Annotated in this window: 26 protein-coding genes; 14 read left to right on the top strand and 12 right to left on the bottom strand. The window is 74.0% G+C overall.

What is annotated here, in order from left to right; genetic code table 11:
• Window positions 1-102 precede the first annotated feature (102 nt).
• The 4 genes from edd to ACRB68_RS30560 are packed head-to-tail and all read left to right on the top strand — an operon-like array spanning window position 103 to window position 3,705.
• Entirely contained in the window at window positions 103-1,917 is a 1,815-nt protein-coding gene (edd, locus tag ACRB68_RS30575) for a phosphogluconate dehydratase (RefSeq protein ID WP_153538618.1), read from the top strand.
• On the top strand, window positions 1,914-2,879 hold the full coding sequence (gene glk, locus ACRB68_RS30570) for a glucokinase (protein WP_153538616.1): 966 nt from the start codon (window positions 1,914-1,916) through the stop codon (window positions 2,877-2,879). Before edd ends, glk begins: the two co-directional genes overlap by 4 nt.
• Entirely contained in the window at window positions 2,876-3,496 is a 621-nt protein-coding gene (gene eda, locus ACRB68_RS30565) for a bifunctional 4-hydroxy-2-oxoglutarate aldolase/2-dehydro-3-deoxy-phosphogluconate aldolase (protein WP_153538614.1), read from the top strand. Before glk ends, eda begins: the two co-directional genes overlap by 4 nt.
• Window positions 3,497-3,507: 11 nt before the next feature.
• Window positions 3,508-3,705, top strand: coding sequence for a hypothetical protein (locus ACRB68_RS30560; protein ID WP_153538612.1), 198 nt, complete (start codon window positions 3,508-3,510; stop codon window positions 3,703-3,705).
• Here the strand turns inward: ACRB68_RS30560 and ACRB68_RS30555 are convergent.
• Window positions 3,659-4,093 carry a DUF1707 SHOCT-like domain-containing protein gene (locus ACRB68_RS30555; RefSeq protein ID WP_153538611.1) on the bottom strand — a complete coding sequence of 145 codons (435 nt, stop codon included), beginning with the start codon at window positions 4,091-4,093 and terminating at the stop codon, window positions 3,659-3,661. The two genes, ACRB68_RS30560 and ACRB68_RS30555, sit on opposite strands and share 47 nt — an antisense overlap.
• 2 nt (window positions 4,094-4,095) lie before the next feature.
• On the bottom strand, window positions 4,096-4,803 hold the full coding sequence (locus tag ACRB68_RS30550; protein WP_153538609.1) for a PadR family transcriptional regulator: 708 nt from the start codon (window positions 4,801-4,803) through the stop codon (window positions 4,096-4,098).
• 200 nt (window positions 4,804-5,003) lie between these two features.
• Here ACRB68_RS30550 and ACRB68_RS30545 point away from each other — a divergent pair, with 200 nt between their 5' ends.
• Window positions 5,004-5,459 carry a DUF732 domain-containing protein gene (locus tag ACRB68_RS30545; RefSeq protein ID WP_153538606.1) on the top strand — a complete coding sequence of 152 codons (456 nt, stop codon included), beginning with the start codon at window positions 5,004-5,006 and terminating at the stop codon, window positions 5,457-5,459.
• A 12-nt stretch (window positions 5,460-5,471) separates the two neighbouring features.
• Here ACRB68_RS30545 and ACRB68_RS30540 read toward each other — a convergent pair whose 3' ends face one another.
• Window positions 5,472-6,359 (bottom strand): LysR family transcriptional regulator, encoded by an 888-nt coding sequence (locus tag ACRB68_RS30540; protein WP_153538604.1) that lies wholly within the window; start codon window positions 6,357-6,359, stop codon window positions 5,472-5,474.
• An 84-nt stretch (window positions 6,360-6,443) separates the two neighbouring features.
• On the opposite strand from ACRB68_RS30540, the gene ACRB68_RS30535 reads away from it, so the two are divergent.
• Complete coding sequence (locus ACRB68_RS30535) at window positions 6,444-7,496, top strand: aminotransferase class V-fold PLP-dependent enzyme (protein WP_235960413.1); 1,053 nt, start codon at window positions 6,444-6,446, stop codon at window positions 7,494-7,496.
• Window positions 7,497-7,857: 361 nt separating this feature from the next.
• On the opposite strand, the gene tsaA is transcribed toward ACRB68_RS30535, so the two are convergent.
• A complete protein-coding gene (tsaA, locus tag ACRB68_RS30530; protein ID WP_153538600.1) occupies window positions 7,858-8,271 on the bottom strand; it encodes a tRNA (N6-threonylcarbamoyladenosine(37)-N6)-methyltransferase TrmO in 414 nt (137 codons plus the stop codon).
• 93 nt (window positions 8,272-8,364) lie between these two features.
• Here tsaA and ACRB68_RS30525 point away from each other — a divergent pair, with 93 nt between their 5' ends.
• Together ACRB68_RS30525 and ACRB68_RS30520 are read left to right on the top strand one after the other, a co-directional pair.
• On the top strand, window positions 8,365-9,213 hold the full coding sequence (locus ACRB68_RS30525; protein WP_153538598.1) for a sigma-70 family RNA polymerase sigma factor: 849 nt from the start codon (window positions 8,365-8,367) through the stop codon (window positions 9,211-9,213).
• 412 nt (window positions 9,214-9,625) lie between these two features.
• Entirely contained in the window at window positions 9,626-10,516 is an 891-nt protein-coding gene (locus ACRB68_RS30520) for a hypothetical protein (protein WP_153538596.1), read from the top strand.
• Here ACRB68_RS30520 and ACRB68_RS30515 read toward each other — a convergent pair.
• On the bottom strand, window positions 10,436-11,407 hold the full coding sequence (locus ACRB68_RS30515) for a hypothetical protein (RefSeq protein ID WP_153538594.1): 972 nt from the start codon (window positions 11,405-11,407) through the stop codon (window positions 10,436-10,438). The genes ACRB68_RS30520 and ACRB68_RS30515 overlap by 81 nt on opposite strands.
• A 407-nt stretch (window positions 11,408-11,814) precedes the next feature.
• Window positions 11,815-12,240 (bottom strand): MarR family winged helix-turn-helix transcriptional regulator, encoded by a 426-nt coding sequence (locus ACRB68_RS30510; RefSeq protein ID WP_194293517.1) that lies wholly within the window; start codon window positions 12,238-12,240, stop codon window positions 11,815-11,817.
• Between the two features lie 51 nt (window positions 12,241-12,291).
• Here ACRB68_RS30510 and ACRB68_RS30505 point away from each other — a divergent pair, with 51 nt between their 5' ends.
• Window positions 12,292-13,020, top strand: a complete 729-nt coding sequence (locus ACRB68_RS30505) for an SDR family oxidoreductase (RefSeq protein WP_153538590.1) — start codon at window positions 12,292-12,294, stop codon at window positions 13,018-13,020.
• Here ACRB68_RS30505 and ACRB68_RS30500 read toward each other — a convergent pair.
• From ACRB68_RS30500 to ACRB68_RS30485, 4 genes are all read right to left on the bottom strand, one after another.
• Complete coding sequence (locus ACRB68_RS30500; protein ID WP_153538588.1) at window positions 13,015-13,908, bottom strand: crotonase/enoyl-CoA hydratase family protein; 894 nt, start codon at window positions 13,906-13,908, stop codon at window positions 13,015-13,017. The two genes, ACRB68_RS30505 and ACRB68_RS30500, sit on opposite strands and share 6 nt — an antisense overlap.
• A 91-nt stretch (window positions 13,909-13,999) precedes the next feature.
• Window positions 14,000-15,598 (bottom strand): alkaline phosphatase D family protein, encoded by a 1,599-nt coding sequence (locus tag ACRB68_RS30495; RefSeq protein WP_328594980.1) that lies wholly within the window; start codon window positions 15,596-15,598, stop codon window positions 14,000-14,002.
• A gap of 105 nt (window positions 15,599-15,703) precedes the next feature.
• Window positions 15,704-16,669, bottom strand: a complete 966-nt coding sequence (locus tag ACRB68_RS30490) for an AurF N-oxygenase family protein (protein WP_153538586.1) — start codon at window positions 16,667-16,669, stop codon at window positions 15,704-15,706.
• A 125-nt stretch (window positions 16,670-16,794) separates the two neighbouring features.
• Window positions 16,795-17,220: a GNAT family N-acetyltransferase gene (locus tag ACRB68_RS30485; RefSeq protein ID WP_328594979.1), complete on the bottom strand. Its 426-nt coding sequence runs from the start codon at window positions 17,218-17,220 to the stop codon at window positions 16,795-16,797.
• A 115-nt stretch (window positions 17,221-17,335) separates the two neighbouring features.
• Between ACRB68_RS30485 and ACRB68_RS30480 the strand changes: the two genes are divergently transcribed.
• Both ACRB68_RS30480 and ACRB68_RS30475 read left to right on the top strand, forming a co-directional pair.
• Complete coding sequence (locus ACRB68_RS30480) at window positions 17,336-17,866, top strand: CGNR zinc finger domain-containing protein (RefSeq protein ID WP_153538584.1); 531 nt, start codon at window positions 17,336-17,338, stop codon at window positions 17,864-17,866.
• On the top strand, window positions 17,863-18,300 hold the full coding sequence (locus ACRB68_RS30475; RefSeq protein WP_328594978.1) for a protein-tyrosine phosphatase family protein: 438 nt from the start codon (window positions 17,863-17,865) through the stop codon (window positions 18,298-18,300). The genes ACRB68_RS30480 and ACRB68_RS30475 overlap by 4 nt, the downstream gene beginning before the upstream one ends.
• On the opposite strand, the gene ACRB68_RS30470 is transcribed toward ACRB68_RS30475, so the two are convergent.
• On the bottom strand, window positions 18,293-18,838 hold the full coding sequence (locus tag ACRB68_RS30470; protein WP_153538580.1) for a hypothetical protein: 546 nt from the start codon (window positions 18,836-18,838) through the stop codon (window positions 18,293-18,295). The genes ACRB68_RS30475 and ACRB68_RS30470 overlap by 8 nt on opposite strands.
• 51 nt (window positions 18,839-18,889) lie before the next feature.
• On the bottom strand, window positions 18,890-19,252 hold the full coding sequence (locus tag ACRB68_RS30465) for a cupin domain-containing protein (RefSeq protein WP_153538578.1): 363 nt from the start codon (window positions 19,250-19,252) through the stop codon (window positions 18,890-18,892).
• A gap of 283 nt (window positions 19,253-19,535) precedes the next feature.
• Between ACRB68_RS30465 and ACRB68_RS30460 the strand changes: the two genes are divergently transcribed.
• The 3 genes from ACRB68_RS30460 (at window position 19,536) to ACRB68_RS30450 (ending at window position 24,510) form a co-directional block, all read left to right on the top strand.
• The gene (locus ACRB68_RS30460) at window positions 19,536-20,111 is read left to right on the top strand and encodes a carboxymuconolactone decarboxylase family protein (RefSeq protein ID WP_153538576.1); all 576 of its coding nucleotides are present in this window, start codon (window positions 19,536-19,538) and stop codon (window positions 20,109-20,111) included.
• 22 nt (window positions 20,112-20,133) lie between these two features.
• Window positions 20,134-20,526 (top strand): hypothetical protein, encoded by a 393-nt coding sequence (locus ACRB68_RS30455; protein WP_153538574.1) that lies wholly within the window; start codon window positions 20,134-20,136, stop codon window positions 20,524-20,526.
• A gap of 294 nt (window positions 20,527-20,820) precedes the next feature.
• On the top strand, window positions 20,821-24,510 hold the full coding sequence (locus ACRB68_RS30450) for a nitrate reductase subunit alpha (protein WP_328594977.1): 3,690 nt from the start codon (window positions 20,821-20,823) through the stop codon (window positions 24,508-24,510).
• Window position 24,511 lies beyond the last annotated feature (1 nt).

Genomic DNA, 24,511 nt, shown 5'->3' with positions numbered 1-24,511 from the left:
AACCGGCGGAGTTTTGTCATCAAAGCTTCATAAGTAGGCTTGTCCGGGTTGCCGATCTCGGGATAGTTTGCCGATTCGTCGTCCCCGGCCATGGAGCGTCCGATGACCCACCCCGTCCTCGCGCAGGTGACCGAGCGCATCGCCGCGCGCAGCGCGCCCCGCCGCGCCGCCTATCTGCGGCGCATCGGGGAGGCGCGGACGGCCGGCCCCGCCCGGGGCGGCCTCGGCTGCGCCAACCTCGCGCACGGCTTCGCCGCCTGCGGGCCGCTGGAGAAGCTGCAGCTGCGCGGGAACGCCACGCCGAACATCGCGATCGTGTCGTCCTACAACGACATGCTGTCGGCGCACCAGCCGCTCAAGGACTACCCCGACCGGCTGAAGGCCGCGATCGCGGCGGCGGGCGGCACGGCGCAGTTCGCCGGGGGCGTGCCCGCCATGTGCGACGGCGTCACCCAGGGCCGCGCGGGCATGGAGCTGTCGCTGTTCAGCCGGGACGTGATCGCGATGGCGACCGCCGTCGCGCTCAGCCACGACATGTTCGACGGGGCGCTGCTCCTCGGCGTCTGCGACAAGATCGTGCCGGGGCTGGTGATCGGCGCGCTGGCGTTCGGGCACCTGCCCGCGATCCTGGTCCCGGCCGGGCCGATGGCCTCGGGGCTGCCGAACGCGCAGAAGGCGCAGGTCCGCAAGCGGTTCGCGGCCGGGGAGATCGGCCGCGAGGAGCTGCTGGAGGCCGAGGCCGCCTCCTACCACTCGGCGGGCACCTGCACCTTCTACGGGACGGCCAACTCCAACCAGCTGCTCATGGAGGTCATGGGCCTGCACCTGCCGGGCGCCAGCTTCGTCCCGCCGGGCACGGAGCTGCGCGACGCGCTGACCGACGCCGCCGGGCGCCGCGTGCTGGAGCTGACCGACCTCGGCGACGGCTACACCCCGGCCGGCGAGCTGCTGGACGAGCGCGCCTTCGCCAACGGCGTCGTCGCGCTGCTGGCCACCGGCGGCTCCACCAACCACACACTGCACCTGGTCGCCATGGCCGCCGCCGCGGGCATCGAGCTGACCTGGGACGACTTCGACGAGCTGTCCAAGGTCACGCCGCTGCTCACCCGCCTCTACCCGAACGGCACCGCCGACGTGAACCACTTCCACGCGGCGGGCGGCACCGCGTTCCTGATCGGCGAGCTGCTGGACGCCGGGCTCGTGCACGCCGACGCCCGCACGGTCGGCGGCGCGTCGCTGGCGGAGTACCGGAACGCGCCGGTGCTGGAGGACGGCGCGCTGACCTGGCGTCCCGTCGCGGCCGAGTCCGGCGACACCGCCGTGCTGCGGCCGGTGCGCGACCCGTTCGACGAGCACGGCGGCCTGCACACCGTGAACGGCAACCTCGGCCGGGCCGTGGTGAAGGTGTCGGCCGTCGCGCCCGAGCGCCGCGTCGTGGAGGCGCCGGCGCGCGTCTTCGACTCCCAGGAGGCGCTGCAGGAGGCGTTCGCCGCCGGCGAGCTGGACCGCGACGTGGTCGCCGTCGTCCGCTACCAGGGCCCGCGCGCCAACGGGATGCCCGAGCTGCACCGCCTCACCCCGCCGCTGTCGCTGCTGCAGGACCGCGGACACAAGGTCGCGCTCGTCACCGACGGGCGGATGTCGGGCGCGTCGGGCACCGTCCCCGCCGCCATCCACGTCTCGCCCGAGGCCGCCGCGGGCGGGCCCCTCGCGCGCGTCCGCGACGGCGACGTGGTCCGGCTCGACGCCGACAAGGGCCTGCTCGAGGTGCTGGTGCCGGACGAGGAGTTCGCCGCGCGGGAGCCCGACGGGGGCGCACCCGGCGTCGAGGAGTGGGCCGGCACCGGCCGCGAGCTGTTCCAGGCGTTCCGCCAGGCCGTCGGCCCGGCCGAGCGCGGCGCGGGGGTCTTCGGATGACCTGGCTCGTCGCCGACGTCGGCGGCACCAACGCCCGCTTCGCGCTGGTCGAGGACGGGCAGACGACCCGGGCGGCGTCGCTGCCGACCCGCGCCCACCCCGGCCTCGCCGAGGCCGCCGCCGCGTACCTGGCCGCGCACGCGCCGGACGCGCGGCCGTCCGCGGCGTGCCTGGCGGTCGCCGGGCCGGTCGCCGGCGGCCGGTTCCGGCTGGTCAACGCGGGCTGGGGCGCCGACACCGCCGAGCGCGTCCGCGACCGGCTCGGCCTCGCGCACCTGGAGATCCTCAACGACTTCGAGGCGCTGGCGTACGCCCTGCCGAGCCTCGGCCCCGACGACCTGATTCCGATCGGCGGCGACGCCCTCCCCGGCAACGACGGCACCCTCGCCGTGCTCGGCCCCGGCACCGGCCTCGGCGTCGCGGGCCTGGTCCCCACGCCCGCCGGATGGGTGCCGCTGCCGAGCGAGGGCGGCCAGGTGGACGTCCCGGCCGGCACCGACCGCGAGGTGCAGATCATGCGGCTGCTGCGCGCCGAGCGCGGCTCGGCCGCCGCCGAGGACCTGTTGTCGGGCGACGGCCTGGCCCGCACGCACCGGCTGCTCACCCTGATCCACGGGGCGCCGGCGCGCGAGCCGCTGCGCGCCGCCGAGATCTGCGACCGGCCGGACGACCCGGTCTGCGCCGAGGCCGTCGAGGTCTTCTGCGCGCTGCTCGGCTCGCTGGCCGGCAATGTCGCGCTTACCCTGGGGGCACGCGGCGGTGTCTACCTCGGCGGGGGCATCCTGCCGCGCATCGCGGGCGTGCTCCAGGCGAGCGCGTTCCGCGCGCGGTTCGAGAGCAAGCCGCCCGTGGAGGACTACCTGCGGGCGATCCCGACCGCGCTGATCGTCCATCCCGGCCCGGCGCTGGTCGGCGCCGCCGCCCGGCTCGCGCAGAGCCTTTCCGATCTGGAGCCCGCATGAACGCCGACGAACTGCTGAACCTCGCCCCGGTCGTCCCGGTGGTGGTGCTGGAGGACGCGGCCGCCGCGGTGCCGCTCGCCAGGGCCCTGGTCGCGGGCGGCCTGCCGGTGATCGAGGTGACGCTGCGCACGCCCGCCGCGCTGGAGGCGGTGCGCCGCATCGCCGCCGAGGTGCCGGACGCCGTCGTCGGCGCGGGCACCGTAGTGCGGCCCGAGGACGCCGAGCGCTCGCTGGACGCGGGCGCCCGCTTCCTGGTCAGCCCCGGCTGCACCGAGGCGCTGCGGGCCGCGATGACCGCGACGGGCCTGCCGTTCCTGCCGGGGATCGCGACCGCCTCCGAGGCGATGGCGCTGCTGGAGCGCGGCGTCACCGCCATGAAGTTCTTCCCCGCCGAGGCGTCCGGCGGAGCCGGCCTGCTGAAGTCGCTCGGCGGCCCGCTCCCGCAGATCCGGTTCTGCCCGACCGGCGGGATCACCCCCGCCAACGCGCCCGGCTACCTGGCCCTGGACAACGTCGGCTGCGTCGGCGGGTCCTGGCTCACCCCGGCGGACGCCGTCCGCGCCGGGGACTGGGCGCGGATCGAGGAACTCGCGCGGCAGGCCGCCGCGCTGCGCTGAGTGGAGGCCGTATGAAGGGGACCGGGACCGCCGAGGACGCCGTCGTCGACGACACCGCGCGGCTGCTGGTCGAGGCCGCGCGGCGGCACGGCACCAGCGCGCGGGCGCTGCTGCGCGGCATGCCGGACGAGGTGCTGGAATCGATCTTCCGCCGGGTGCGGGTCAGCGCGGAGCCCGGCGGGCCGCCGCCAGCCGCACCACCCCTCTGACGATCCAGATCAGCAGCGCCACCTGGAACAACGTGAAGAACGCCGCGCCGGGACCGGCGGTGAACGCCACGGCCGCGAACAGCGCGAGCAGCAGCGGGAACGCCGGATGCCGCCGCCCGTGGTGGTGCCGCGGGTGGTGGTGGTGCCGGCGGCCGGGGTGGAACGCCATCGGCGGGACGAGCGCGCGCTCCGGCTCGGGCAGCCCGTTCGGTGCGGGCAGGTCGCGGACGACCTCTTTCAGGTGGCCCCGCGTTTTGGCGGCGAGCACGGAATCCAACCGCTCGTCCAGTTCGGCGGAGTCCAGCCGGCCCTGCGCGTAGTGGTCGCGCAGGGCCGCGGCCACCGCGTCGCGCTCGGCGTCGCCGATGCGCAGATCGTTGGTGGTCATCGTCACTCCTCCGAAGCGTCGCCCGTGGTGGGAGTCGTGTCGTCGTCGGCCAGGAGCCGGTACAGGTCGCGGCGCGCCTCGGCCAGGATGCGCGCGGCCCGCGTGACCTGGTCGGCCGAGCCCGAGTGCACGATCTGCATGACCGCCGCTCCGGTCTGCGCGACCTGCTTGAACAGGTCGGGGACGCCCTCGCCGTACTCGGGCGTCATCTCCGCCCACGGCTCGCGCACCTCCTCGGGGTGCTCGGCGACGTAGGCGCGGCCCTCGTCGGTGAGGCTGAAGACGCGCCGTCCGGCGCCGTCCTCGCCGATGATCAGCCCCTCGTCGGCGAGCTGCTGGAGCGCCGGGTAGACCGCGCCGGGGCTCGGCCGCCAGGCGCCGCCGCTCCGCCCGGCCACCTCCTGGATGATCTGGTAGCCGTTGCGCGGCTCCTCGGCGAGCAGGGCGAGGATCGCCGCCCGCACGTTGCCCTTGCGGGCCTTCTGCCGCGCCCACGGCGGGCCGCCGGCGCCGAACGGGCCGGGCCCGCCGGGACCGAACGGCCCGGGCCCGCCGCGTCCGAAGGGGCCGCCGCCGAACATCCCGGCGAAGTCGCCGTGCGTCCGCGGGCCGTGCGCGTGGGTGTGCGCGTGCCGGGCCGCCTTGGCGCCGAGCGCGGCCGCCGCGAGGGCCCAGCCGAGCTCGGGCCCGTGACCATGTGTGCCTCGCATGTTCGCCACCACCTTCTGAGAGATCTCTTTGACCTCTCGCGATACGACAACGATATATCGAAGACGTACGGTAGGACCAGATGGTTCCCGGGCTCGGGTCGCACGGAGGCAATGAGTTTCATGCGTTCTGTTGGGGTTTGCGTGGTTATCGCGCGCGCCGTCCCTTGATGAACTGGGCGGACGGGTGAAGGGAAGGGCCGATGAACGCAAAGAACAGGTCCGCCGCCGCACTGCTGCTCTGCCTGCCGCTGTTCGCCCTCGGAGCCTGCGGCGTCGGCAGAGAGGACGCGCAGCGGGCCGCCGGGAACGCCACCGCCGCCACCCAGACGGTCACCGAGCAACCCCCGCGGACGGTGACCAAGACGGTCAGCCCGGAACCGGCGCCGACCGTCACCAGGACGCACGTCGACCGGGACCCCACGCCGGCCCCCGCCGACCCCGGGCAGTCCTTCGTCGCCGCCTACGAGAGCGCCGGCATCACCGCGCCGCCCGGCTGGGCCGACGAGACCGCCGTGCAGGTCTGCGACGCCTGGCAGTCGGGGCGCTCCACCGACGACACCGACGCGATCCTGCTGGACGGTGGCATCTACGCCAACCACGTGCGGGTGTTCAGCGACATCATCGAGGCCTGGTACTGCCCCGGCGACCAGCCCTGACCCGGGGTCCGCTCAGCGGCTCGCGGCGGCGAGCCCGTCCAGCAGCGCGGCGACGGCCGGCGGGCGCGGCCCGGCCGGGACGACGGCGGCGACGCGGCGGGTGCCGAGCTCGGGCGCCGGCACCACCGCCACGTCCGGCTCGTGGTGCAGCGCGAATGCCAGGCCGGGCAGCGCGGTGACGGCGAGACCGCGCGCGACGAGGCGCTGCACGGCGACGTGGTCGTCGGTCGCGAACGCGATGTCCGGCGTGAACCCGGCCTGCGCGCACGCGTGCAGCAGATGGCCCCGGCAGCGCTCGCACCCCGACGCCCACGTCTCCCCGGCCAGCTCGGCGAGCCGCACCGACGCCGCGCCCGCCGCCCGATGGCCGGCCCCGACGGCGACGTGCACCGGGTCCACGCACAGCTCGATCTCCCGGAACCGGGCGTCGGCGCCCGGCGGGTCGTGCGGGTAGGCGAACACGACGGCCAGATCGACCTCGCCCGCGCGCAGCATCGCCAGGGCGCCCGGCGGCTCGGCCTCCACCAGCGTGACCGCGACGTCCGGGGCGCGGTCGCGCAGCCCGGCCAGGGCGTCGGGCAGCAGCGCGGCGGCGGCCGTCGGGAACACCGCGACGCGGACCCGCCCGGCGCGCAGCCCGGCGATGGCGGCGATGCGCTCCTGCACGTCGGCGGTCCGCGCGAGGACGTCCGCCATGTGCTCGGCCAGGATGCGGCCCGCCTCGGTGAGGCGCACCCCGCGCCCGTGCCGGATCACCAGCGGCGTGCCCGCCTCGGCCTCCAGCCGCGCGATGTGGTGGGACACGGCGGGCTGGGTGTAGGACAGGGCGCGCGCGGCGGCGGACATCGAACCGAGCCGCGCCACCTCCAGCAGGACGCGCCCGCGATGCAGGTCCAGCATCCCGGCAAGGTATCAACCGTTTTGATGGGGCCGCCAGAAAACAGGACTTTGTCCTATGGGCCGCCGCGTCCGATGATCGAGGGCATGAGCATGCCGATCAGCGCAGCACAGCAGGAGTTCTCCGCCGACGTCGCCTACCTCAACACCGCCACCTACGGGCTGCCGCCGCGCGCGGCGCACGAGGCGATGCTGGCCGCGGAACGCGACCGCGCGGCGGGGCTGCTGGTCCCGGCCGCGCTGGACGAGGCGGTGACCCGGTCCCGCGCGTCGTTCGCCCGCCTGCTCGGCGTCCCGGCCGAACGGGTCGCCGTGGGCCCGCAGGTGTCGTACTTCGCCGGCCTCGTCGCGGCGTCGCTGCCCGCCGGGGCGACGGTGCTGGTCGCCGACGGCGACTTCACCTCGCTGCTGTTCCCCTTCGCCGCCCGTCCCGGCCTGACGGTCCGGTCGGTGCCGCTGGAGCGCATGGTGGACGCGGTGGACGGCGGCGTCGACCTCGTCGCGGTGTCGGCGGTGCAGTCGGCGGACGGCCGCGTCGCGCCCATGGCCGACCTGATCGGCGCGGCCCGCGCGCACGGCGCCCGCACGCTGCTGGACGCCACCCAGGCCGCCGGCTGGCTGCCCCTGGAACAGCCCGACCTGCTGGTGTGCGGCGGCTACAAGTGGCTGCTCGGCCCGCGCGGCACCTGCTTCCTGACCGGCACCGCCGAGGCCCTGGCCGCCCTCCCGGCGATCGGCGCCGGCTGGTACGCGGGCGACGACGTCTGGGACTCCATCTACGGCCTGCCGCTGCGGCTCGCCCCCGACGCCCGCCGCCTGGACCTGTCCCCGGCCTGGCAGTCCTGGGCGGGCCACGCGCCCGCGCTGGAACTGCTGGAACAGGTGGGCGTCGCGGCGATCCACGAGCACGACGTGGCCCTGGCGAACCGCTTCCGGACCGGCCTCGGGCTACCGCCGGGCGACTCGGCGATCGTGTCGGTCCCGGTCCCGGCGGGGACCGCCGAACTGCTGCGCGAGCACGGCGTGATCGCCTCGGTCCGGGCCGGTGCGCTGCGTTGCGCCTTCCACCTGACCACGACCGAAGCCGACGTGGACCGCGCCCTGGACCTCCTCACGGACCGGGTCGAAATCCCTGTCTGACGCAGTCGCGCGATACCTCCGTCCCAGCCGAAGGCGACCCGCACCGAGCCACTGCGAAGCGAGCCCATGAGCGGGGCCGCAGCGAACACGGATGCGGGGCGGGCCTCTGGCCATGATCGCCATCAACAAGGCCGCCGAGCGAGCCCTTGAGCGGGGCAGTGAACACAACCACTAGCGAGGTCCCCGGCCAGGACGTGCCGTTGCGCGGACGCAGGCGCCATCAGCGCAGCCCCGGGCGAGGTGCCTGTGCCAGGGGCCATCACACAGTTGCTAGGTGAGGTACCTGGATCGTGATCGCTATCAACACAGCGGTCGGGCAAGGCTCAGGGCCGGGGTGGGTTCAACGCAGCCGTCGACTGGGTCATCGCTCGGCGCCGAGGACGGGCTTGAGGTCAATGACCGGCGTGCCGTCCAAAGCTTCTAGATTCCGCACGTGAAGCCGGGTTCCCTCGATCGCCAGGATCGTCACGCGGTGCAGCCCGATCGGGTTCGGACGATCGGGGGAGCGGGTGGCGAACACGCCCGTCTCGGGCCGGGACGCGTCGCCGCGCGGGTGCACGGCCAATACGTCACGGCGGGCGCGGTCCAGCCAGGTCAGCACGAGCACATCGGCCCCGATAGCGAGGCCGTGCAGGGCCGCTCGCGCTCGCGGATCGATCACCAGCCAGGCGTCGGGTGCGCCCTCGTCCCCCTGCAGGGGCGCGGCGGCCCGGTCGGTGAGCGGCGACTCGACTCTGCCGACCGGCCGCAGGACGTACTCCTCGGAAGTCGTCATGGTCCCTCTCTACGCGATGTCGGCGGCCGGTGTCACAAGGAGGCGGCCCGGTGGGTCATTCCTGTGACACGCCCCGACGAAGGAAGGTGACCGATGGAGGAGAGCGACTTCCTGGCCGAACGCTTCGAGGCGCACCGGACCCGTCTGCGGACGGTCGCCCAGCGGATCCTCGGCTCGTCCGCGGAGGCCGACGACGCCGTCCAGGAGGCGTGGCTGCGGCTGGACCGCGCGGGCGCGGACGGCGTGGACAACCTCGGCGGCTGGCTCACCACGGTCGTCTCGCGGGTGGCGCTGAACATGCTGCGCTCGCGCGACACCCGCCGCGAGGACCCGTGGCAGGACGGGCCGCCCGGCCGGCCCGACGGCGCCGACCCCGAGGAGCACGCGCTGCTCGCCGACTCGGTCGGGTTCGCGCTGCTGGCCGTCCTGGACACGCTGGGCCCGGCCGAACGCCTGGCGTTCGTGCTGCACGACCTGTTCGCGGTGTCGTTCGAGGAGATCGCGCCGATCGTCGGCCGGACGCCGGCCACGGCCCGCAAGCTCGCCAGCCGCGCCCGCCACCGGGTGCGCGGGGCGCAGGCGCCCGCCGCCGGCGACGCCCGCCGCCGGGAGGTCGTCACGGCGTTCCTCACGGCCGCGCACGACGGCGACTTCGCTGCGCTGCTCGGCCTGCTGGGCCCCGACGTCCGGCTGCGCACCGACGACGCGGCGGCACGCGCGGGCGCGTGGTCGGCATTCGGCGCGGCGGCGGTGGCCGAGGTCTTCTCCGGCCGGGCCCAAGCGGCGCGACCCGCGCTCGTCAACGGCGCCCCCGGCCTGATCTGGTCGCAGCGCGGCCAGACCCGGATGGTCTTCGAGTTCACCATCATCGACGGCCGGATCACCGCGATCGACCTGCTGGCCGACCTGGAGGACGTAGAGGTAGAACCACTGGACACCTGAACCCCGAAGGGAACCGCACACCACGCCCGACCCCCGCCGCACACTGCGCACGTCCCCCTGTGCCCGCCGCGCACGCCCTCTCCGCGCTGTGGCAGTCTCCGTCGTGCGCTGCACATGCCTCCTTCCAGGGAATGGCCGGCCTCCTTCGTGCTTGTGGTCAGGTGGACTGGATGAGGCCGATGGTGTTGCCGTCCCTATGACCCGCGCCACCGGGCGAGTGTGACCGGTCCTCAACGACATGCGACGCCGGTCGCACCGGAAGGTCTGTACCGGGGGGTGACGCGGGTTACATCGCAGGCCGGCGATGCTCAACCCATGGAATCGATCCTCAGACCTCTGGTCATGCCGCTCCCGGTGCCCACGGCCGTTTCCTACAAGACGACCCGCCTCGCCGGGACGAGGATGTGGAGGCATGAGCATCGACCTTGTCGCAGCAGAAGCCTTCATGGCCACGCACGCACGTGTCCTGGACCGTCGCCGCTTCGAGCTGCTGATGAACCCGTCGTCGGACCCCGCCGCCGTGCTGGCGGCCCTGGACGGCTACCGCAATCCCGACGGCGGCTACGGCTGGGGCCTGGAGGCCGACCTCCGTTCCCCGGAGAGCCAGCCGGGGGCCGCGCTGCACGCCTTCGAGGTGTTCGAGGAGATCGCCCCGGCCACCGCCCCGCAGGCGGCGGCGCTGTGCGACTGGCTGGACTCGGTGGCGCTGCCCGACGGGGGCGTGCCGTTCGCGCTCCCCCTGACGATCACCGCGGGTACGGCGCCCTGGTGGCAGGGCGCCGACCCGAAGGCTTCGGCGCTGCAGATCACCTCCGTGACGGCCGCGGCGGCCTGGCGCGTCGCCGCACACGATCCGGCCGTCGCCGCCCACCCCTGGCTGGAGCGGGCCACCCGCTACTGCCTGGCCGAGATCGAGGCGATCGACCGGGCGCCCCACGCCTACGTCCTGGCCTTCGCGATCCGGTTCCTGGACGCCGTGCACGACATCCGCCCCGAGGCGGCCGGCCTTCTGCGCCGTCTCGCCGAGCACCTGCCCTCCGACGGCCGGCTGCACGTCGAGGGCGGCACCGAGGAGGAGGCCCTGCACCCGCTCGACTTCGCCCCTGCTCCCGGCAGGCCGGCCCGAGAGCTGTTCGACGCCGGGCTGGTCTCCGCCGACCTGGACCGGCTGGCCGCCCAACAGCAGGAGGACGGCGGCTGGACCGTCGACTACGCCAAGATCTCACCGGCCGGCGCCATGGACTGGCGCGGCTACATCACCGTCCGCGCCGTCGAGATCCTCCGCGGCAACGGCAGGCTCTGAGGAGGTGACGCACAGCGGGCGGGTGCGGCGCTGGTAGGACCACGCGGCGATGCCGAGCGCGATCCCGTAGGGGCCGAACGCGCCGAGTCCGCAGGCCGCGATGAGCCAGCCGTTCCAGCCGGTGGTCAGGCCGACGTCGGGCAGGTCGGCCAGGCCGAGCACGGGCGGCAGCAGATAGCCGATCCCTGCGATGACCCCGTAGGGAGCGAGCGTCATGGTCCCGAGCCAGGCGGGCGTCAGCGGGAGCCAGCGCGGCACCCGGCGCCCGGTCAGGCCGGGCGCCCAGCGGGGGAAGACCTGCCCCCACGAATGCGTCAGCCCCATGAGGAGGAAGATGCCGAGAAGCGCCGACAAGGTGGTGAAGTCCAGCCCGTACCGCTCCAGCGTCAGGACGAGCTCGGAGGCTCCGTTGCGCTTGAACTCCGCGACGGCCTCATCCGCGGTCACCCCGGCGAAGGAGCCGCCAAGCGCCCAGGTGGACTTCCAGTAGATGTACGGCAGAAACGCCAGCGTCCCCACCCAGGCCGCCCGGCGCACCGCGCGCGGTGCGGGCGCCGGCGGCGGCGCGACCTTCATGGTGCCGGTCTGCGCGTGCACCCGGCCGCACAACGCGCAGGCGCCCGCCGTGCCGCGCTGGAAGGCCAGCGCGGCCCCGGCGAACAGGACCGTGCCCACGGCACACAGGAGCTGCACGGCGAACACCGGTCCGTCATCGACCTCCCCGGCGAACACCAGCATCACGACGTTCATCACGAAGCCGAACGTGCCGACTCCAGCCAGCGCACAGCAGAACCACAGGCCCACCACCGTCCACCGGCGCGGCGGCCGCCGCCCACCCGTCCGCATGCTCGCCACCGCCAGCACCCCGCCGACCGCCAGGAGCACAGCCACGACCCCCGCCAAGCCCCGGCCCATCCGCACATCGCCGAGCGGATATCCGACCTGTCCACCCGCCGCCCAGTACAAGGCCAGGAGAACCCCTGCCGCAGACCAGCCACCCGCCGCATAACCGGCCCACTCGGGCCACCGTCCCGCCACCCTCGCCACCGTCGACCTGTCCGCTACATGCGCGCTCATCGGCACTCCTCTCCGTCGCCCCGACTCTCACGCGCCCGACCCCACCGCCGACTCCCCCGAAGGAGTGATCACCATCCATCCCGCAGGCGAGAGCCCCGCCGTTCCCCACCGAGAAGCGAGGCTTCGGTTGTATGGGCCGTGGTTCGGCGGTGGGAGGCGCGGCGGTGATCGCTTCAGCGGGCATGCCTCTGTGCGCTCGGTCATCGGGTGGAGGGCGGGGTTCAGTCGGCGGTGAGGAGGGCGGCGATCTCCAGGAGGGTGGTGCGCTGCTGGGGGGAGAGGCGGTCGGACAGGTGCTCGCGCACCGCCGCCGCGTGGACCGGGCGGGCGCGCTCCAGCATGCCGCGGCCCTGCTCGGTGAGGACCACGTCCGTGCCGGCGGGGGTCTTCTCCCGGCGGACGAGGCCCCGGGCGGTCATCCGGGTCAGCTGGTGGGACATCGCGCCCTTGGTCAGCTGCATGGAGACGGTGAGGTCCTGCTGGCGCATGCTCCCGCCGTGGTCGTCCAGCCGGTAGACGACCCCGTAGTCGGCGCCGGACAGGCCGGTGCCGGCGGTGATGTCGGCGATGACGCGGCGGGCGACCAGGGTGCCGAGCGCCTTGCAGGCGTGCCAGACCGCGAGTTCGTCGCTGCTGAGCGGTTCCATGGCAGCAGCATAGGTTGTCATGGCAACCCGGTGTGTGCTTGGCTGGTTGTCATGACAACCACGGTGATCGTGACCGGCGGTTCGTCCGGGCTCGGCCGCGCCGTCTGCGCGCGCCTCGGCCGCGGCGGGCTGAACGTGACCGTCGGCTACCTCAGCGACCCGGCCGGGGCCGAGGAGGTCGCGGGGGAGATCGAGGAGGCGGGCGGCGCGGCCATCGCCGTCCGGGCCGACGTCACCCGCCGGGCGGGCTTCGGCGTCCTGTTCGACCGCGCCGAGCAGGCCTTCGGCCCCGTCGACGCGCTGGTCAACGGCGCGGGCGTCAGCGCCGCCGCCCCGATCGCCGACACCGGCGACGCCCTGATCCGCGAGCTGCTCGACGTCAACCTGCTGGGCTCCCTCTACGGGATGCAGGAGGCCGCCGGGCGCCTGCGCTCCGGCGGCTGCATCGTCAACGTCTCCTCGTCGGCCGTGCCCGCGGGCTTCCCCGGCCTCGGCGTCCTGCTGGCCGCCAAGGCCGGGGTCGAGGCGCTCACGCGGGTGCTGGCCAAGGAGCTCGGCCCGCGGGGGATCCGCGTCAACGCGGTCGCTCCCGGCCTGCTGGACACCCCCACCTTCCGCGGCGGCAAGAGCGACCGGGACGTCGAGCGCCTCGCCGCCCAGATCCCCCTGCGGCGCCTCGGCGACCTCCAGGAGGCCGCCGCGGCCGTCGCCTACCTGCTCGGCGCCGACGCCTCGTGGGTCAACGCCCAGGTCCTGCGCGTCAACGGCGGCTTCCTATGACTCCCGCAGGTCCTCGGCGGAGGGGACGGGCCCGCCGCCCTCGGGGATCCAGCGGCCCGAGTCGCGCCACTTCACCGCCTCGTGGAAGCCGTGCTCGGCCGCGAACTCCTGGAACCAGCGGCCCTCGGGGGAGTGCCGGGTGATGCCGTCGAACAGGGTGGCCAGGAGCTGGGTGCCGTGCAGGCCCATGTTGTCGTAGGCCTGGTTGATCATCATCTTCTGCATCGCGAGCTGGTTCACCGGCACGCCGGCGATCCGGTCGGCGAGCCGCTCGACGGCCGCGTCCAGCCCGGCGGCCGGCACCGCCTCCAGCACCAGGCCCCACGCGGCGGCCTGGGCGCCGCTGACGGTGTCCCCGGTCAGCAGCATCCGCTTGGCGCGCTCGGCGCCGAGCCGGTACACCCACATGGCGGTCGTCGGGCAGCCCCAGACGCGCGCCGGCATGTAGCCGATGCGGGCGTCGTCGGCCATGACGACCAGGTCGCACGACAGGGCGATGTCGCTGCCCCCGGCCACCGCGTACCCGTGCACCTTGGCGATGGTCGGCTTGAGGGAGCGCCACAGCGAGAAGTAGTCGTCGGTGAAGCCCTTCATCGCCGCGAAGTCCTTGACGGGATCCCACACCGGGCTCCCGCCGCCCGCTCCCTGGGTGCCCTGCCCGTCCTCGGCGGACACCTTCAGGTCGTAGCCGGAGCAGAACGCCCGGCCCGCGCCCTGCAGGACGATGACGTGCACGCCGGGGTCGGCGTTGGCGCGCTTGACGGCCGCCGCCAGGTCGCCGGGCATGTGGAAGTCGATCGCGTTCAGCCGGTCGGGGCGGTTCAGCGTCAGGTACGCCTTCCGGTCCCTGGCCTCGTACAGCACGGTGGGTTCGCGGTCGTCGGCCATCGGGCCTCCTCAGGGGGTGGACGTCGTCGCGCGCCGCCGCCGGGTTGCCCGGCTCGTGGGCTTCGGGGGGATGTCTGCACCGCGGCGGGGGTCAGGAGCGGGTCAGGCGCTGCGAGCCGGAGACGGTGGTGAAGGACGCCGCGCGAGTGGCGGTGGCGTCGCGGCGGGTGCGGTCGGACACGAAGAACCAGTCCATGCGGGCCCGCTCGCGGCGCAGGTCGAGCACGCCGTAGCCGTGGGAGTCCAGCTCCGACCAGCGCACGTGCGGGTTGGTCGCCGCCAGCACCGCCTCGGCGGCCAGCGACACGGTGCGCGCCGGGACCCTCAGGATGTCGTCGATGTTGTCGCTGGTCACCGAGGGGACGACGAACTCGGTGGCGACCGGGGGCGTGGCCGGGTACCGGCCGGCCCGCAGCGGCACGTCGTTGGCCCAGCTGGTGTGGATGTCGCCGGTGAGGAAGACGGTGTTGGTGATCTTGTGGTCGTGCAGGTGGCCGAGCAGCTCGCCGCGGTCGGCGGTGTAGCCGTCCCACTGGTCGGCGTTGACGGCGAAGCCGCCCGCCGGGACGCCGAGCAGCTTGGCCAGCGGGCCGAGCACGTCGGCGGTGACCGCGCCGATCGCGACCGGGCTGATCATCACCGAGTTGCCGACGAGCCGCCAGCGGGCCCGGCTGGCCGACAGGCCGTCCTTCAGCCAGTCCATCTGGGCGCGGCCGGTCATGGTGCGGGCCGGGTCGTCGACCGCGATACCGCTCGCCTGCTTCGACCGGTAGCTGCGCAGGTCCAGCAGGAGCAGGTCGGCCAGGCGGCCGAACCGCAGCCGCCGGTAGATGCGGTCGCCGGGGCCGAACCGCACCGGCATCCACTCGACGTAGGCGCGGTGCGCGGCGGCCTTGCGCGCGGCGAACGGGCCCTCGGTGGCGGGGTCGTGGTTCTGCGCGCCGTCCGACCAGGAGTCGTTGGCGATCTCGTGGTCGTCCCAGACGATCATCCAGGGGTGGGCGGCGTGCAGCGCCTGCGCCTCGGGGTCGGACTTGTGCAGGGCGTGCCGCTGCCGGTAGTCGGCCAGGCTGAGGATCTCGTGCGCGGGCAGCGTCGGCCGGACGACCCGGCCGCCGGCGGTGAACTGGCCCGTCCCGTACTCGTAGATGTAGTCGCCCAGGTGGAAGACGCCGAACAGGTCCTCGCGGGCGGCCAGGTGTCGGTAGGAGGAGAAGTAGCCCCCCTCCCAGTTGGAGCAGGAGACCACGCCGAACCGCAGCGAGGCGACGTCGGCGTTGTGCGCGGGGGCGGTCCGGGTGCGTCCCACGGGGGAGGCGACACCGTCGAGGACGAACCGGTAGTAGTAGGTCCGGCCCGCCGCCAGGCCCCGCACGTCGACCTTGACGGTGTGGTCGCGATCGGGGCCGGTGGACACGACGCCCGAGCGCACCACCTGGCGGAACCCGGTGTCGGCGGCGACCTGCCAGGTCACCGAGGTGGCGGGGCCGGCGCCGGTGCCGGGCAGCGAGTCGGGGGTCGGGGTCACCCGGGTCCACAGGATGACGCCGTCGGGGAGCGGGTCGCCCGAGGCGACCCCGTGCCGGAAGAACGGTGCGGGCGCGGCCTGCGCGGTGCCTGCGACCACGGTGGCCGCCACCAGGCCGGCGCCGCCGGCCTTCAGCGCGTCACGACGATTCAGTTCGATCACGACTCATGAAAGTATTTCGCGCCGGGCCCCGGTGCCAGGCCGGTCGCCGAACGTCATCCGTTGTTCATGGGAAAGCCCAGGTGGGCCGGGGCCGCGCTGTCCGCTTCAGGCCAGCAGGCCGGCCCTGGCCCAGACGTCGCGGGCGCGGCCGTCCAGGAAACCGACCTCGTCGAAGAACGCCGTGCACTTGCCGAACGCCCACGCCATCGTCGCGCGGCGGTGCGGGCTGCGGGCCGCCACCTGGCGGGCCAGTTTCGGGTCGAGGCCGACGGCTGTGTAGCAGGACGGGTGGACGAACTGCCCCATCAGCATCCGGGTCCCCTGCGCCAGCATGTAGGCGGCCAGCCGCCGCCGGACCGGGGACGACCCGGCCGCCAGCCGCTTCATCTCCTCGCGGGCGTACCTGATGTGCCGGGCCTCCTCGATCACGTGGATGCGGGTGACCTGCCGGACGAGCGGCTGGATCTCCTCGTCGGGGAAGGTCAGCCGCTGGAAGGCGTCGGTGAACTCCTCCACCACCAGCGTCCCGGCGAACATCGGCATCGGGTCGTAGACGACGCCCGCCAGCTTGCCGGCCTGGTACTCCAGGCCGCGCATCCGGGTGGTGCGCAGCCCGCAGGCCCGCACCATCCGGCCGAACATGACCGAGTGCCGGCACTCGTCGGCGATCTCGGTCAGCGCGTACGCCACGTGCCCGCTGTCGTAGCGCTGCCGGTAGGCGTGCTGCACCAGCGCCTGCATGAGCTGCAGCTCCGACCAGATGCCGAACGAGGCGATGCTGCACATCTCCTGCTTGGACAGCTCGACCCGCTGCCGGTGGGTGAGCCCGTCCCACAGCGGCGTCTCGTAGAGCGACACCAGCCGCGGCGGGAGGTAGAAGCGGTCGGGGTCCTGCGGGGCGTCCCAGTCGACGTCCACGTCGGGGTCGAACGAGTGCTTGCGGGAGGTGCGCAGCAGCCGCTCGGCGACGACCTCCCGGTCGGTGAGCTCCAGGGTGTGGTCGCCGTCCTTGCAGCGGACCTGCGCCTGCCAGGTGAGGGGACGGGCCTTCGTCGGGACGGGAGCGGTCATGGGGGTGACTCCTTTGCGCCGGCTGCGCGGGTGTCCTCCGTCGGCACGCACGGACGTACGTTGTACGTCCGACGTACGTTGTACGTACCGTGTCATGGTCCACTTACCGTGTCAATGGGGCCCGTTCAGGTGGCCAGGGGCTTCACCCAGCGGCCCCATTCCGGCTGGCGCCGGTACCCCGCGGCGGCCCAGGCGCGGTGGGCGAGGTCGTTGTCGTGCAGCACCATGGCGTCGGCGCGGAAGGCGCCGAAGCCGCGGAAACGCTGCTCGGCCTGGGCGATCAGCGCACGGGCGATGCCCCGGCGGCGATGCCCGGGATGGACGGCCAGGCGGTAGAGGTGGGCCCGCCATCCGTCCCAGCCCGCGATGAGCGTGCCGACGAGGAGGCCGTCGATCTCCGCGAGGAGCAGGGCCTCGGGGTCCCGTTCGATCAGGGCGAGGCAGGCCTGCGGTGAATCGTGCCGGTCCGTTCCCTCGGCGGCCGACTTCCAGAACCGCAGCACCGTTTCGACGTCGCCGGTGTGCCCGTATCGGATCTTCAGCTCTGTCACGGCGGCCCAGTGTATCGCCGCCTGATCGTCAGTAAGGGTTATAGTTCACATATAAGCCTTACTGAAGGGGGGAAGCGTGCGGATACCTCTTGCCGACCATGTGCCAGGAGCGGTGATGGCGACCGATCTGGTCAACACCTCGCCGACCGTGCGGGGCGAAGAAGCGCTCCCCGACCCGGGCGCGCTCGCGGGTTTCCTGGACGGGCACGGCGTCCACCTTGAGGCCGGAGCGCCGTCCGGCGACGACCTGCACCAGGTGCGGCTGCTGCGCCGCGAGGTGCGCGGCATCATGGAGGCCGGCTCCGAGGAGTACATCGTCGCGGGCGCGTCGGTACTGGTCGGGCGGGCCGGGCGTGGGCCGGTGCTCGGCCGCGACGACGACGGGCGGTGGCGGTGGCTGGTCCCGACCGCGCCGGACGCGCCGCTCGCCGACGAACTGGCCGCGTTCATCGGCATCGCGCTGCTCGGCGCTGTCCGGGCGCTCGGGCATGAGCGCTTCCGCGGCTGCGAGGCTCCGGGCTGCCGCGGCGTGTTCGTCGACATCAGCCGCGCCGGTCGCCGCCGCTACTGCAGCCCCGAGCGATGCGGCAACCGCGTCAACGTCGCCAACCACCGCGCCCGGCTGCAGGCGGAGGTGACCTGGTGAACGCGCCTCCGCTGCCCGGCGCCATCCGGCTCCCCGACGGAACCTGGGTCCGCGGCCGGGGCCTGCGTCATCCGCTGCCGGAGGGGCCGGCACCCGATTTCGGCCTCTATCTGGGGACGGGCCGGCTCCGCGACCGCCACGACGGCGAACTGCGCTGGCCACACGAATGGGTCGAATGGCCCGACTTCCGGCTGCCCCGCGACTCCAGGCTGGCCGCCCGGCGCATCCGCGCGCTGCACGAACGGGCCCAGGCAGGGGAGGCGGTCGAGGTCGCCTGCGGAGGCGGTATCGGCCGCACCGGCACCGTCATCGCCTGCCTGGCCGTGCTGGCCGGGGTGGACCCGGCGGGCGCCGTCGCCTGGACGCGGGAACACCATCACCCCCGGGCCGTCGAAACCCCCTGGCAGCGCCGGTGGGTGACCCGCTTCAGGTGAGCGCCAGGTAGACCGCGTGGCCGAGATCCAGCGCGAGCACGGGGCCGGCGAACGCGAAGGGGAACGCCGCCCAGCCCGTGATCTGTGACCGGCGCGCCGCGACGGCGCAGCCGGCGAGCAGCGCGAGCGTGCCCAGCATGGCCGCGATCCACGCGCCGAGGCCGATGCTGCTCGCCGTGCCCCACGCCGAGCAGCGGCGCTCCCACTCGGCATCGGGCATCGGCATCGGCGCGCAGCCGCGCGGGGTGTTCGCGGACAGCAGGAAGAACAGCGACGCCGCCCCGAGGAACAACAGGATCACCGTGGCGGCCTCGGCCAGCGCCCGGCTCAACTTCGGCGACGCGGAGGCCTCGGCGCCGGGCGCGCGGCTCTCGGACCGCGCGCACAGCAGCACCGCCCCCGCCGCCAGCGCCAGCAGCAGCGTGGGCACCCCGGGAACCCGCCAGGATGGAGGGGCCGAGACGCATCCGAGCACGAGCAGGAGCAGCAGCGCGATCGCCGCGCCGCCGCGCAGCCGGGCGCGGCGGAGGGCGGTCATGGTCGGGTTCATGATCGTTCAGACGACGCCCGCCCGCGCCCGGTCGCACCGTCAGGCGGGGGCGCGCCTGGTGATCTGGTAGGTCTTGCGCAGGGTCTCGTGCACGCGCCAGACGGTCTGCGCGCCCTCCCGCAGCACGCCGAGGGAACCGGGCCCGAGCTCCAGGACGGGCCCGCCGGCGACCTCGACGGTGGCGCGGCCCGACAGGACCGTGAACATCTCGTCGGCCTCGACGTCGGTGACCGTGCCCGGCGTGATCTCCCAGACGCCGCGCTCCACGTGCTCGTCCTCGTACAGGACGGCGGCGCGGGTGGCGGGGGCGCCGGCCAGGATCTCGCCCCCGATCGGGCAGGGCTCCAGCTCGAGCGCGGCGGGGTCGACGCAGAAGGAACCGGCGGGCGGCGAAGCGGGCATGCGGGGCTCTCGTTTCCAGGTCAGCGGCGTCCGCGCCCTGTCGGCGCGGATTCCGGACGCCACCCAACAAGACGCCGGACCACGGCGTCAAGCCGGTCCGGCGGCCCAGTGGCCGGGCGGGGGCAGGGCGCGGCCGGCCCCGTCGGGGCGACGAGCCCGCCGGCCGGGCCGGCGCGCAGTCCGCAGGGCCCGGCGGCGTCCGGGCAGGCCCCTCCTTGTGCTTCGTTATCCGAAGCATTAGCATCGCCGCAATGCTTCTGTTTTCGAAACGCCGGAGGGCTCAATGCCGCGCATCCCCCCGCTCGAACCGCCCTATCCCGCCGAGGTCGGCGCCCGGCTGACCGGCATGATGCCGCCGGGCGTCCCGCCGATCGCCCTGTTCCGCACCTTCGCCCGCAACCTGCCGATGACCGATGCGATGACCGGCTGGGGCCGCTACGAGCTGGGCCGCCGGCTGTCCCTCGGCCTGCGGGACCGGGAGATCCTGATCGACCGCACCTGCGCCCGGTGCGGCTGCGAGTACGAGTGGGGCGTCCACGTGCTGATGTTCGCCGACCGCGCCGGCCTCACCCCGGCGCAGGTCGCGTCCCTGACCCACGGGACGGCGGACGACGGCTGCTGGACCACCGACCGCGACCGCCTGCTCGTCCGCGCCGCCGACGCCCTCCACGACACCGCCGACGTCGACGACGCCCTGTGGGCCCGCCTCGAGAAGGCCTTCGACGAGAAGGAACTCCTCGACCTGCTCCTGCTGTGCGGCTGGTACCACGCCATCAGCTTCGCCGCGACGGCCGCCCGCGTCCCGCACGAACCGGCCGCCCCCCGCTTCGCCGACGTCCTTCCCCCTGCGCCGTCGTGACGGCGTCGGTAGGGTGCCCGGCATGACCGCTTCGCCGCGTGTGCTCGTCGTCGTTCACGTTCCTGAGTTCCGGGACCACGAAGAGGACGCGAAGTGGGAGGGCGACATCATGGCGGTCAGCCACGCGATCGACCGGGCCGGGGTGAACTCCACCGTCGCCTTCGGGCTGTCGGACCTCGCGGCCGAGACGAGGAGCCGCCCCTACGACGCGGCGGTGGTGGACCTGGCGTGCCCGGAGGTCGACGCCTTCGTCACGCGGCTCGTCGCGGAGACCCCCCGCCCCCTGAAGCTCGCCTCGATGCGCTTCTGGACGCCGGTGCCCGACTCCCTTCGGCCGTCATGGGCGATCCGTCACATCGACTACGGCCACGCCGAGCAGTTCGGAGCCGAGCTGCGCGCCCTCGCGGACGCGTGACCGGAGCCGGGCGGCCGGGGTGCCGGTTCATCGAAAAGAAGGCATTCATTGACCGCGGTGACGGAATATGTCGGCCGTCCCGTCATGGTCAAGCGGTTCGGACTCGCGGGTCAGCCCATGGGTTAGGGGAAAGCAAAGTCCATTGACTTCGCCGGGCGGCGGGCGTGGAATTCCTCAGTGTCCGGCTCGCCCGGAACGGTGACGCGCGTCATTCGTCCGGCCGCCATCCGGCCGGCGGGACCGGTCGCCTTCCCGGACGGGCTCCGTTCCGCCTGGAGGGGTCTCGTCGTGGTCGTGTTCCAACGCCGTCAGGAGGATCAGCCGGTCGCCGACCGGCTGCTGCGGGCCGGCCGGTTCCTGCGGCGCGCCGAGACGACGCCGGACCTGCGCGCGGTCTACCGGCTGGACCAGCAGGTGAACGACCGCCCCTACCGGGAGCGGTGGGCGCACGACCGGGTGGTGCGGTCCACGCACGGGGTCAACTGCACGGGCTCGTGCTCGTGGAAGGTGTACGTCAAGAACGGGCTGATCGCCTGGGAGACGCAGCAGACCGACTATCCGAGCGTGGGGCCCGACCGGCCCGAGTACGAGCCGCGCGGCTGCCCGCGCGGGGCGTCGTTCTCCTGGTACACCTACTCGCCCACCCGCATCCGCTACCCGCACGTGCGGGGCGTGCTGCTGGAGATGTACCGGGAGGCCAGGGCGCGGACGGGCGATCCGGTGGCGGCCTGGGCGGAGGTCACCGGCGATCCGGAGCGGCGGCGGCGCTACCAGTCGGCGCGCGGGCGCGGCGGGCTGGTGCGGGTCTCCTGGGCGGAGGCGCTGGAGATCGCGGCGGCCGCGCACGTGCACACGATCGCCGAGTACGGCCCGGACCGGGTGGCGGGGTTCTCGCCGATCCCGGCGATGTCGATGGCCTCGCACGCGGTCGGGGCGCGGTTCATGGCGCTGCTCGGCGCGCCGATGCTGTCGTTCTACGACTGGTACGCCGACCTGCCGGTGGCGAGCCCGCAGGTGTTCGGCGACCAGACCGACGTGCCCGAGTCGGCCGACTGGTGGGACGCCGCCTATCTGGTGCTGTGGGGGTCGAACGTCCCGGTGACGCGCACACCGGACGCGCACTGGATGGCCGAGGCGCGTTATCGCGGCCAGAAAGTGGTGGTGGTCTCGCCGGATTACTCCGACGCCACCAAGTTCGCCGATGAATGGCTGCACCCGCATCCGGGGACCGACGGCGCGGTGGCGATGGCGATGGGCCATGTCGTGCTTCGCGAGTTCTTCGTGCAGCGCCAGGTTCCGTATTTTGTGAATTACGTGCGAAAGTTCACCGACCTGCCGTTCCTGGTCGTGCTGGAGCCGGGCGCGGACGGCGAGCTGACGCCGGGCCGCTTCCTCACCGCGGCCGACCTGGCGGACGGCGCCCCCGCCGCGGACGACCCGCGCCACTGGCAGCCGGCCCTGATCGACGCCCGCACCGGCGCGCCGGTGGCGCCGAACGGCACGCTCGGGCACCGCTGGAGCGCCGAGGGCGCCGGCCGCTGGAACCTCGACCTCGGCGGCGTCGAGCCGCGGCTGACGCTCGCCGACGAGCCGGGCTTCCAGGCGGCCGAGGTCCTGCTGCCCCGGTTCGACGCGCCGGAGGGGACGGCGCGGCGCGGCGTCCCGGTGCGCGAGATCGGCGGGCACCTGGTCACCACGGTGTTCGATCTGCTGCTGGCGCAGTACGGGGTGGCCCGCGATGGGATGCCCGGCACCTGGCCGGAGGGGTACGACGACGCGGCCGGGCCGTGCACGCCCGCCTGGCAGGAGCAGCTCACCTCGGTGCCCGCCGACCGGGTGGTGCGGATCGCGCGGGAGTTCGCCGCCACCGCCGAGCGCACCGAGGGCCGCGCGATGATCGTGATGGGGGCGGGCGCCAACCACTGGTTCCACTCCGACACCATCTACCGGTCGTTCCTGTCGCTGCTGATGCTGACCGGCTGCCAGGGCGTGAACGGCGGCGGCTGGGCGCACTACGTCGGGCAGGAGAAGGTGCGGCCCTACACCGGGTGGCAGCAGCTGGCGACCGCCGCCGACTGGGTGCGGCCCTCGCGGCAGATGCCCGGCACGCCCTACTGGTACCTGCACACCGGGCAGTGGCGGTACGAGCGGTTCTCCGCCGCGGCGATGGCCGCGCCGACCGGGCGCGGCCGGTTCGCCGGGCGGCACACCGCGGACCTGGTGGCGCAGTCGGCGCGGCTCGGCTGGATGCCGTTCTATCCGACGTTCGCCGCCAACCCGCTGGACCTCGGCCGCCGGATCGCGGACGCCGGCGCGGCCCCGGGGCGCTGGGTGGCGGACGAGGTCGCGGCCGGCCGGCTGTCGTTCGCCTGCGAGGACCCCGACGCGCCGCGCAACTGGCCCCGGGTGCTGACCGTCTGGCGCGCCAACCTGATCGGGTCGTCGGCCAAGGGCAACGAGTACTTCTTGCGCCACCTGCTGGGCGCGGACGACAACGCCGCAGCCGAGGAGGCCGCGGCCGGCGAGCGGCCGCGCGAGGTCACCTGGCGGGAGGAGGAGCCGCGCGGCAAGCTCGACCTGCTGATGGCGCTGGACTTCCGGATGACCTCCACCACGCTGTACGCCGACCTGGTGCTGCCCGCCGCGACCTGGTACGAGAAGCACGACCTGTCGTCCACCGACATGCACCCGTTCGTGCACGCCTTCTCGCCGGCGATCGACCCGCCGTGGCAGGCGCGCACCGACTTCGAGATCTTCCACGGGCTGGCCCGGGAGTTCGGCAGGCTGGCGGCCGGGCGCCTGGACACCGCCCACGACCTGGTGGCCACCGCCGCGCTGCACGACACCCCCGGCGAGCTGGCCACGCCCGGCGGGCGGGTGGCCGACTGGCACGCCGATCCGCAGGTCCGCCCGGTGCCCGGCCGCAACCTGCCGGCGTTCACCCTGGTCGAGCGCGACTACACCGCCGTGGCCGACCGGCTGGCCTCGCTCGGGCCCGAGCTGGAACGGCTCGGCATGACGGTCAAGGGCGTCACCGTCCGGCCCGGCCCCGAGGCGGCCTGGCTGGCCGAGCGCTGCGGCACCGCCGCGGACGGGGCGGCGCGGGGGCGTCCCCTCCTGGACACCGACGTCAAGCTGTGCGAGGCGATCCTGGCGCTGTCGGGCACCACCAACGGCCGGATCGCCGCCGAGGGCTTCACCCGGCTGGCCGAGCGCTGCGGCGCCGGGTCCGGGCTGGAAGGGCTGGCCGCCTCGGTGGCCGAGCGCCGCGTGGTGTTCAGCGACACCCAGGACCGGCCGGTGCAGGTCGGGGCGAGCTTCGAGTGGTCGGGCAAGGAGGCGCCCGACCGCCGGTACGCGCCGTTCACCATCAACACCGAGCACGCCAAGCCCTGGCACACCCTCACCGGGCGGCAGCACTTCTACCTCGAGCACGACTGGATCGCCGAGTGCGGCGAGCAGCTGCCGGTCTACCGGCCGCCGCTGGAGATGGCCGCGCTCGGCGAGGGCCCCGGCGGCGCGGAGGCCGGCGTCACCGTCCGCTACCTCACCCCGCACTCCAAGTGGTCGATCCACTCGGAGTACCAGGAGAACCTGCTGATGCAGACGCTGGCCCGCGGCGGCCCGGTGATCTGGATGAGCGTGCCCGACGCCGAGCGCATCGGCGTGGCCGACAACGACTGGATCGAGGCGGTCAACGGCAACGGCGTGGTGGTGGCCCGCGCGGTCGTCTCGCACCGCATGCCGCAGGGCACGGTGTTCATGTACCACGTGCAGGAGCGGCTGGTGAACGTGCCGCGCTCGCAGGCCACCGGGCGGCGCGGCGGCGTGCACAACGCGCTCACCCGGCTGCTGGTCAAGCCGACGCACCTGATCGGCGGGCACGCGCAGCTGTCGTTCGCGCCCAACTACTACGGCCCGACCGGCAACCAGCGCGACGCGGTGACCGTGATCCGGCGCCGCGCCCAGAAGGTGGAGTACTGAC

Origin of the sequence: Actinomadura macrotermitis (assembly GCF_009604375.1) — a bacterium.
Classification (GTDB): Bacteria; Actinomycetota; Actinomycetes; order Streptosporangiales; family Streptosporangiaceae; genus Spirillospora; species Spirillospora macrotermitis.
Note: the sequence above shows the minus strand (reverse complement) of the source record. Positions and strands in the feature narration are given on the sequence as shown.

Excerpts from the sequence above, each read along its gene's own strand:
- ACRB68_RS30550 (WP_153538609.1), bottom strand. The coding sequence starts at position 4,803 with ATGCGAGGCACACATGGTCACGGGCCCGAGCTCGGCTGGGCCCTCGCG.
- ACRB68_RS30470 (WP_153538580.1), bottom strand. The coding sequence starts at position 18,838 with ATGACCGCCCTCCGCCGCGCCCGGCTGCGCGGCGGCGCGGCGATCGCG.
- ACRB68_RS30540 (WP_153538604.1), bottom strand. The coding sequence starts at position 6,359 with ATGCTGGACCTGCATCGCGGGCGCGTCCTGCTGGAGGTGGCGCGGCTC.
- ACRB68_RS30510 (WP_194293517.1), bottom strand. The coding sequence starts at position 12,240 with ATGGAACCGCTCAGCAGCGACGAACTCGCGGTCTGGCACGCCTGCAAG.
- ACRB68_RS30490 (WP_153538586.1), bottom strand. The coding sequence starts at position 16,669 with ATGACCGCTCCCGTCCCGACGAAGGCCCGTCCCCTCACCTGGCAGGCG.
- ACRB68_RS30465 (WP_153538578.1), bottom strand. The coding sequence starts at position 19,252 with ATGCCCGCTTCGCCGCCCGCCGGTTCCTTCTGCGTCGACCCCGCCGCG.
- ACRB68_RS30525 (WP_153538598.1), top strand. The coding sequence starts at position 8,365 with ATGGAGGAGAGCGACTTCCTGGCCGAACGCTTCGAGGCGCACCGGACC.
- ACRB68_RS30460 (WP_153538576.1), top strand. The coding sequence starts at position 19,536 with ATGCCGCGCATCCCCCCGCTCGAACCGCCCTATCCCGCCGAGGTCGGC.
- ACRB68_RS30500 (WP_153538588.1), bottom strand. The coding sequence starts at position 13,908 with ATGGCCGACGACCGCGAACCCACCGTGCTGTACGAGGCCAGGGACCGG.
- ACRB68_RS30505 (WP_153538590.1), top strand. The coding sequence starts at position 12,292 with ATGACAACCACGGTGATCGTGACCGGCGGTTCGTCCGGGCTCGGCCGC.
- eda (WP_153538614.1), top strand. The coding sequence starts at position 2,876 with ATGAACGCCGACGAACTGCTGAACCTCGCCCCGGTCGTCCCGGTGGTG.
- edd (WP_153538618.1), top strand. The coding sequence starts at position 103 with ATGACCCACCCCGTCCTCGCGCAGGTGACCGAGCGCATCGCCGCGCGC.
- ACRB68_RS30480 (WP_153538584.1), top strand. The coding sequence starts at position 17,336 with ATGGCGACCGATCTGGTCAACACCTCGCCGACCGTGCGGGGCGAAGAA.
- glk (WP_153538616.1), top strand. The coding sequence starts at position 1,914 with ATGACCTGGCTCGTCGCCGACGTCGGCGGCACCAACGCCCGCTTCGCG.
- tsaA (WP_153538600.1), bottom strand. The coding sequence starts at position 8,271 with ATGACGACTTCCGAGGAGTACGTCCTGCGGCCGGTCGGCAGAGTCGAG.
- ACRB68_RS30520 (WP_153538596.1), top strand. The coding sequence starts at position 9,626 with ATGAGCATCGACCTTGTCGCAGCAGAAGCCTTCATGGCCACGCACGCA.
- ACRB68_RS30560 (WP_153538612.1), top strand. The coding sequence starts at position 3,508 with ATGAAGGGGACCGGGACCGCCGAGGACGCCGTCGTCGACGACACCGCG.
- ACRB68_RS30555 (WP_153538611.1), bottom strand. The coding sequence starts at position 4,093 with ATGACCACCAACGATCTGCGCATCGGCGACGCCGAGCGCGACGCGGTG.
- ACRB68_RS30535 (WP_235960413.1), top strand. The coding sequence starts at position 6,444 with ATGAGCATGCCGATCAGCGCAGCACAGCAGGAGTTCTCCGCCGACGTC.
- ACRB68_RS30455 (WP_153538574.1), top strand. The coding sequence starts at position 20,134 with ATGACCGCTTCGCCGCGTGTGCTCGTCGTCGTTCACGTTCCTGAGTTC.
- ACRB68_RS30545 (WP_153538606.1), top strand. The coding sequence starts at position 5,004 with ATGAACGCAAAGAACAGGTCCGCCGCCGCACTGCTGCTCTGCCTGCCG.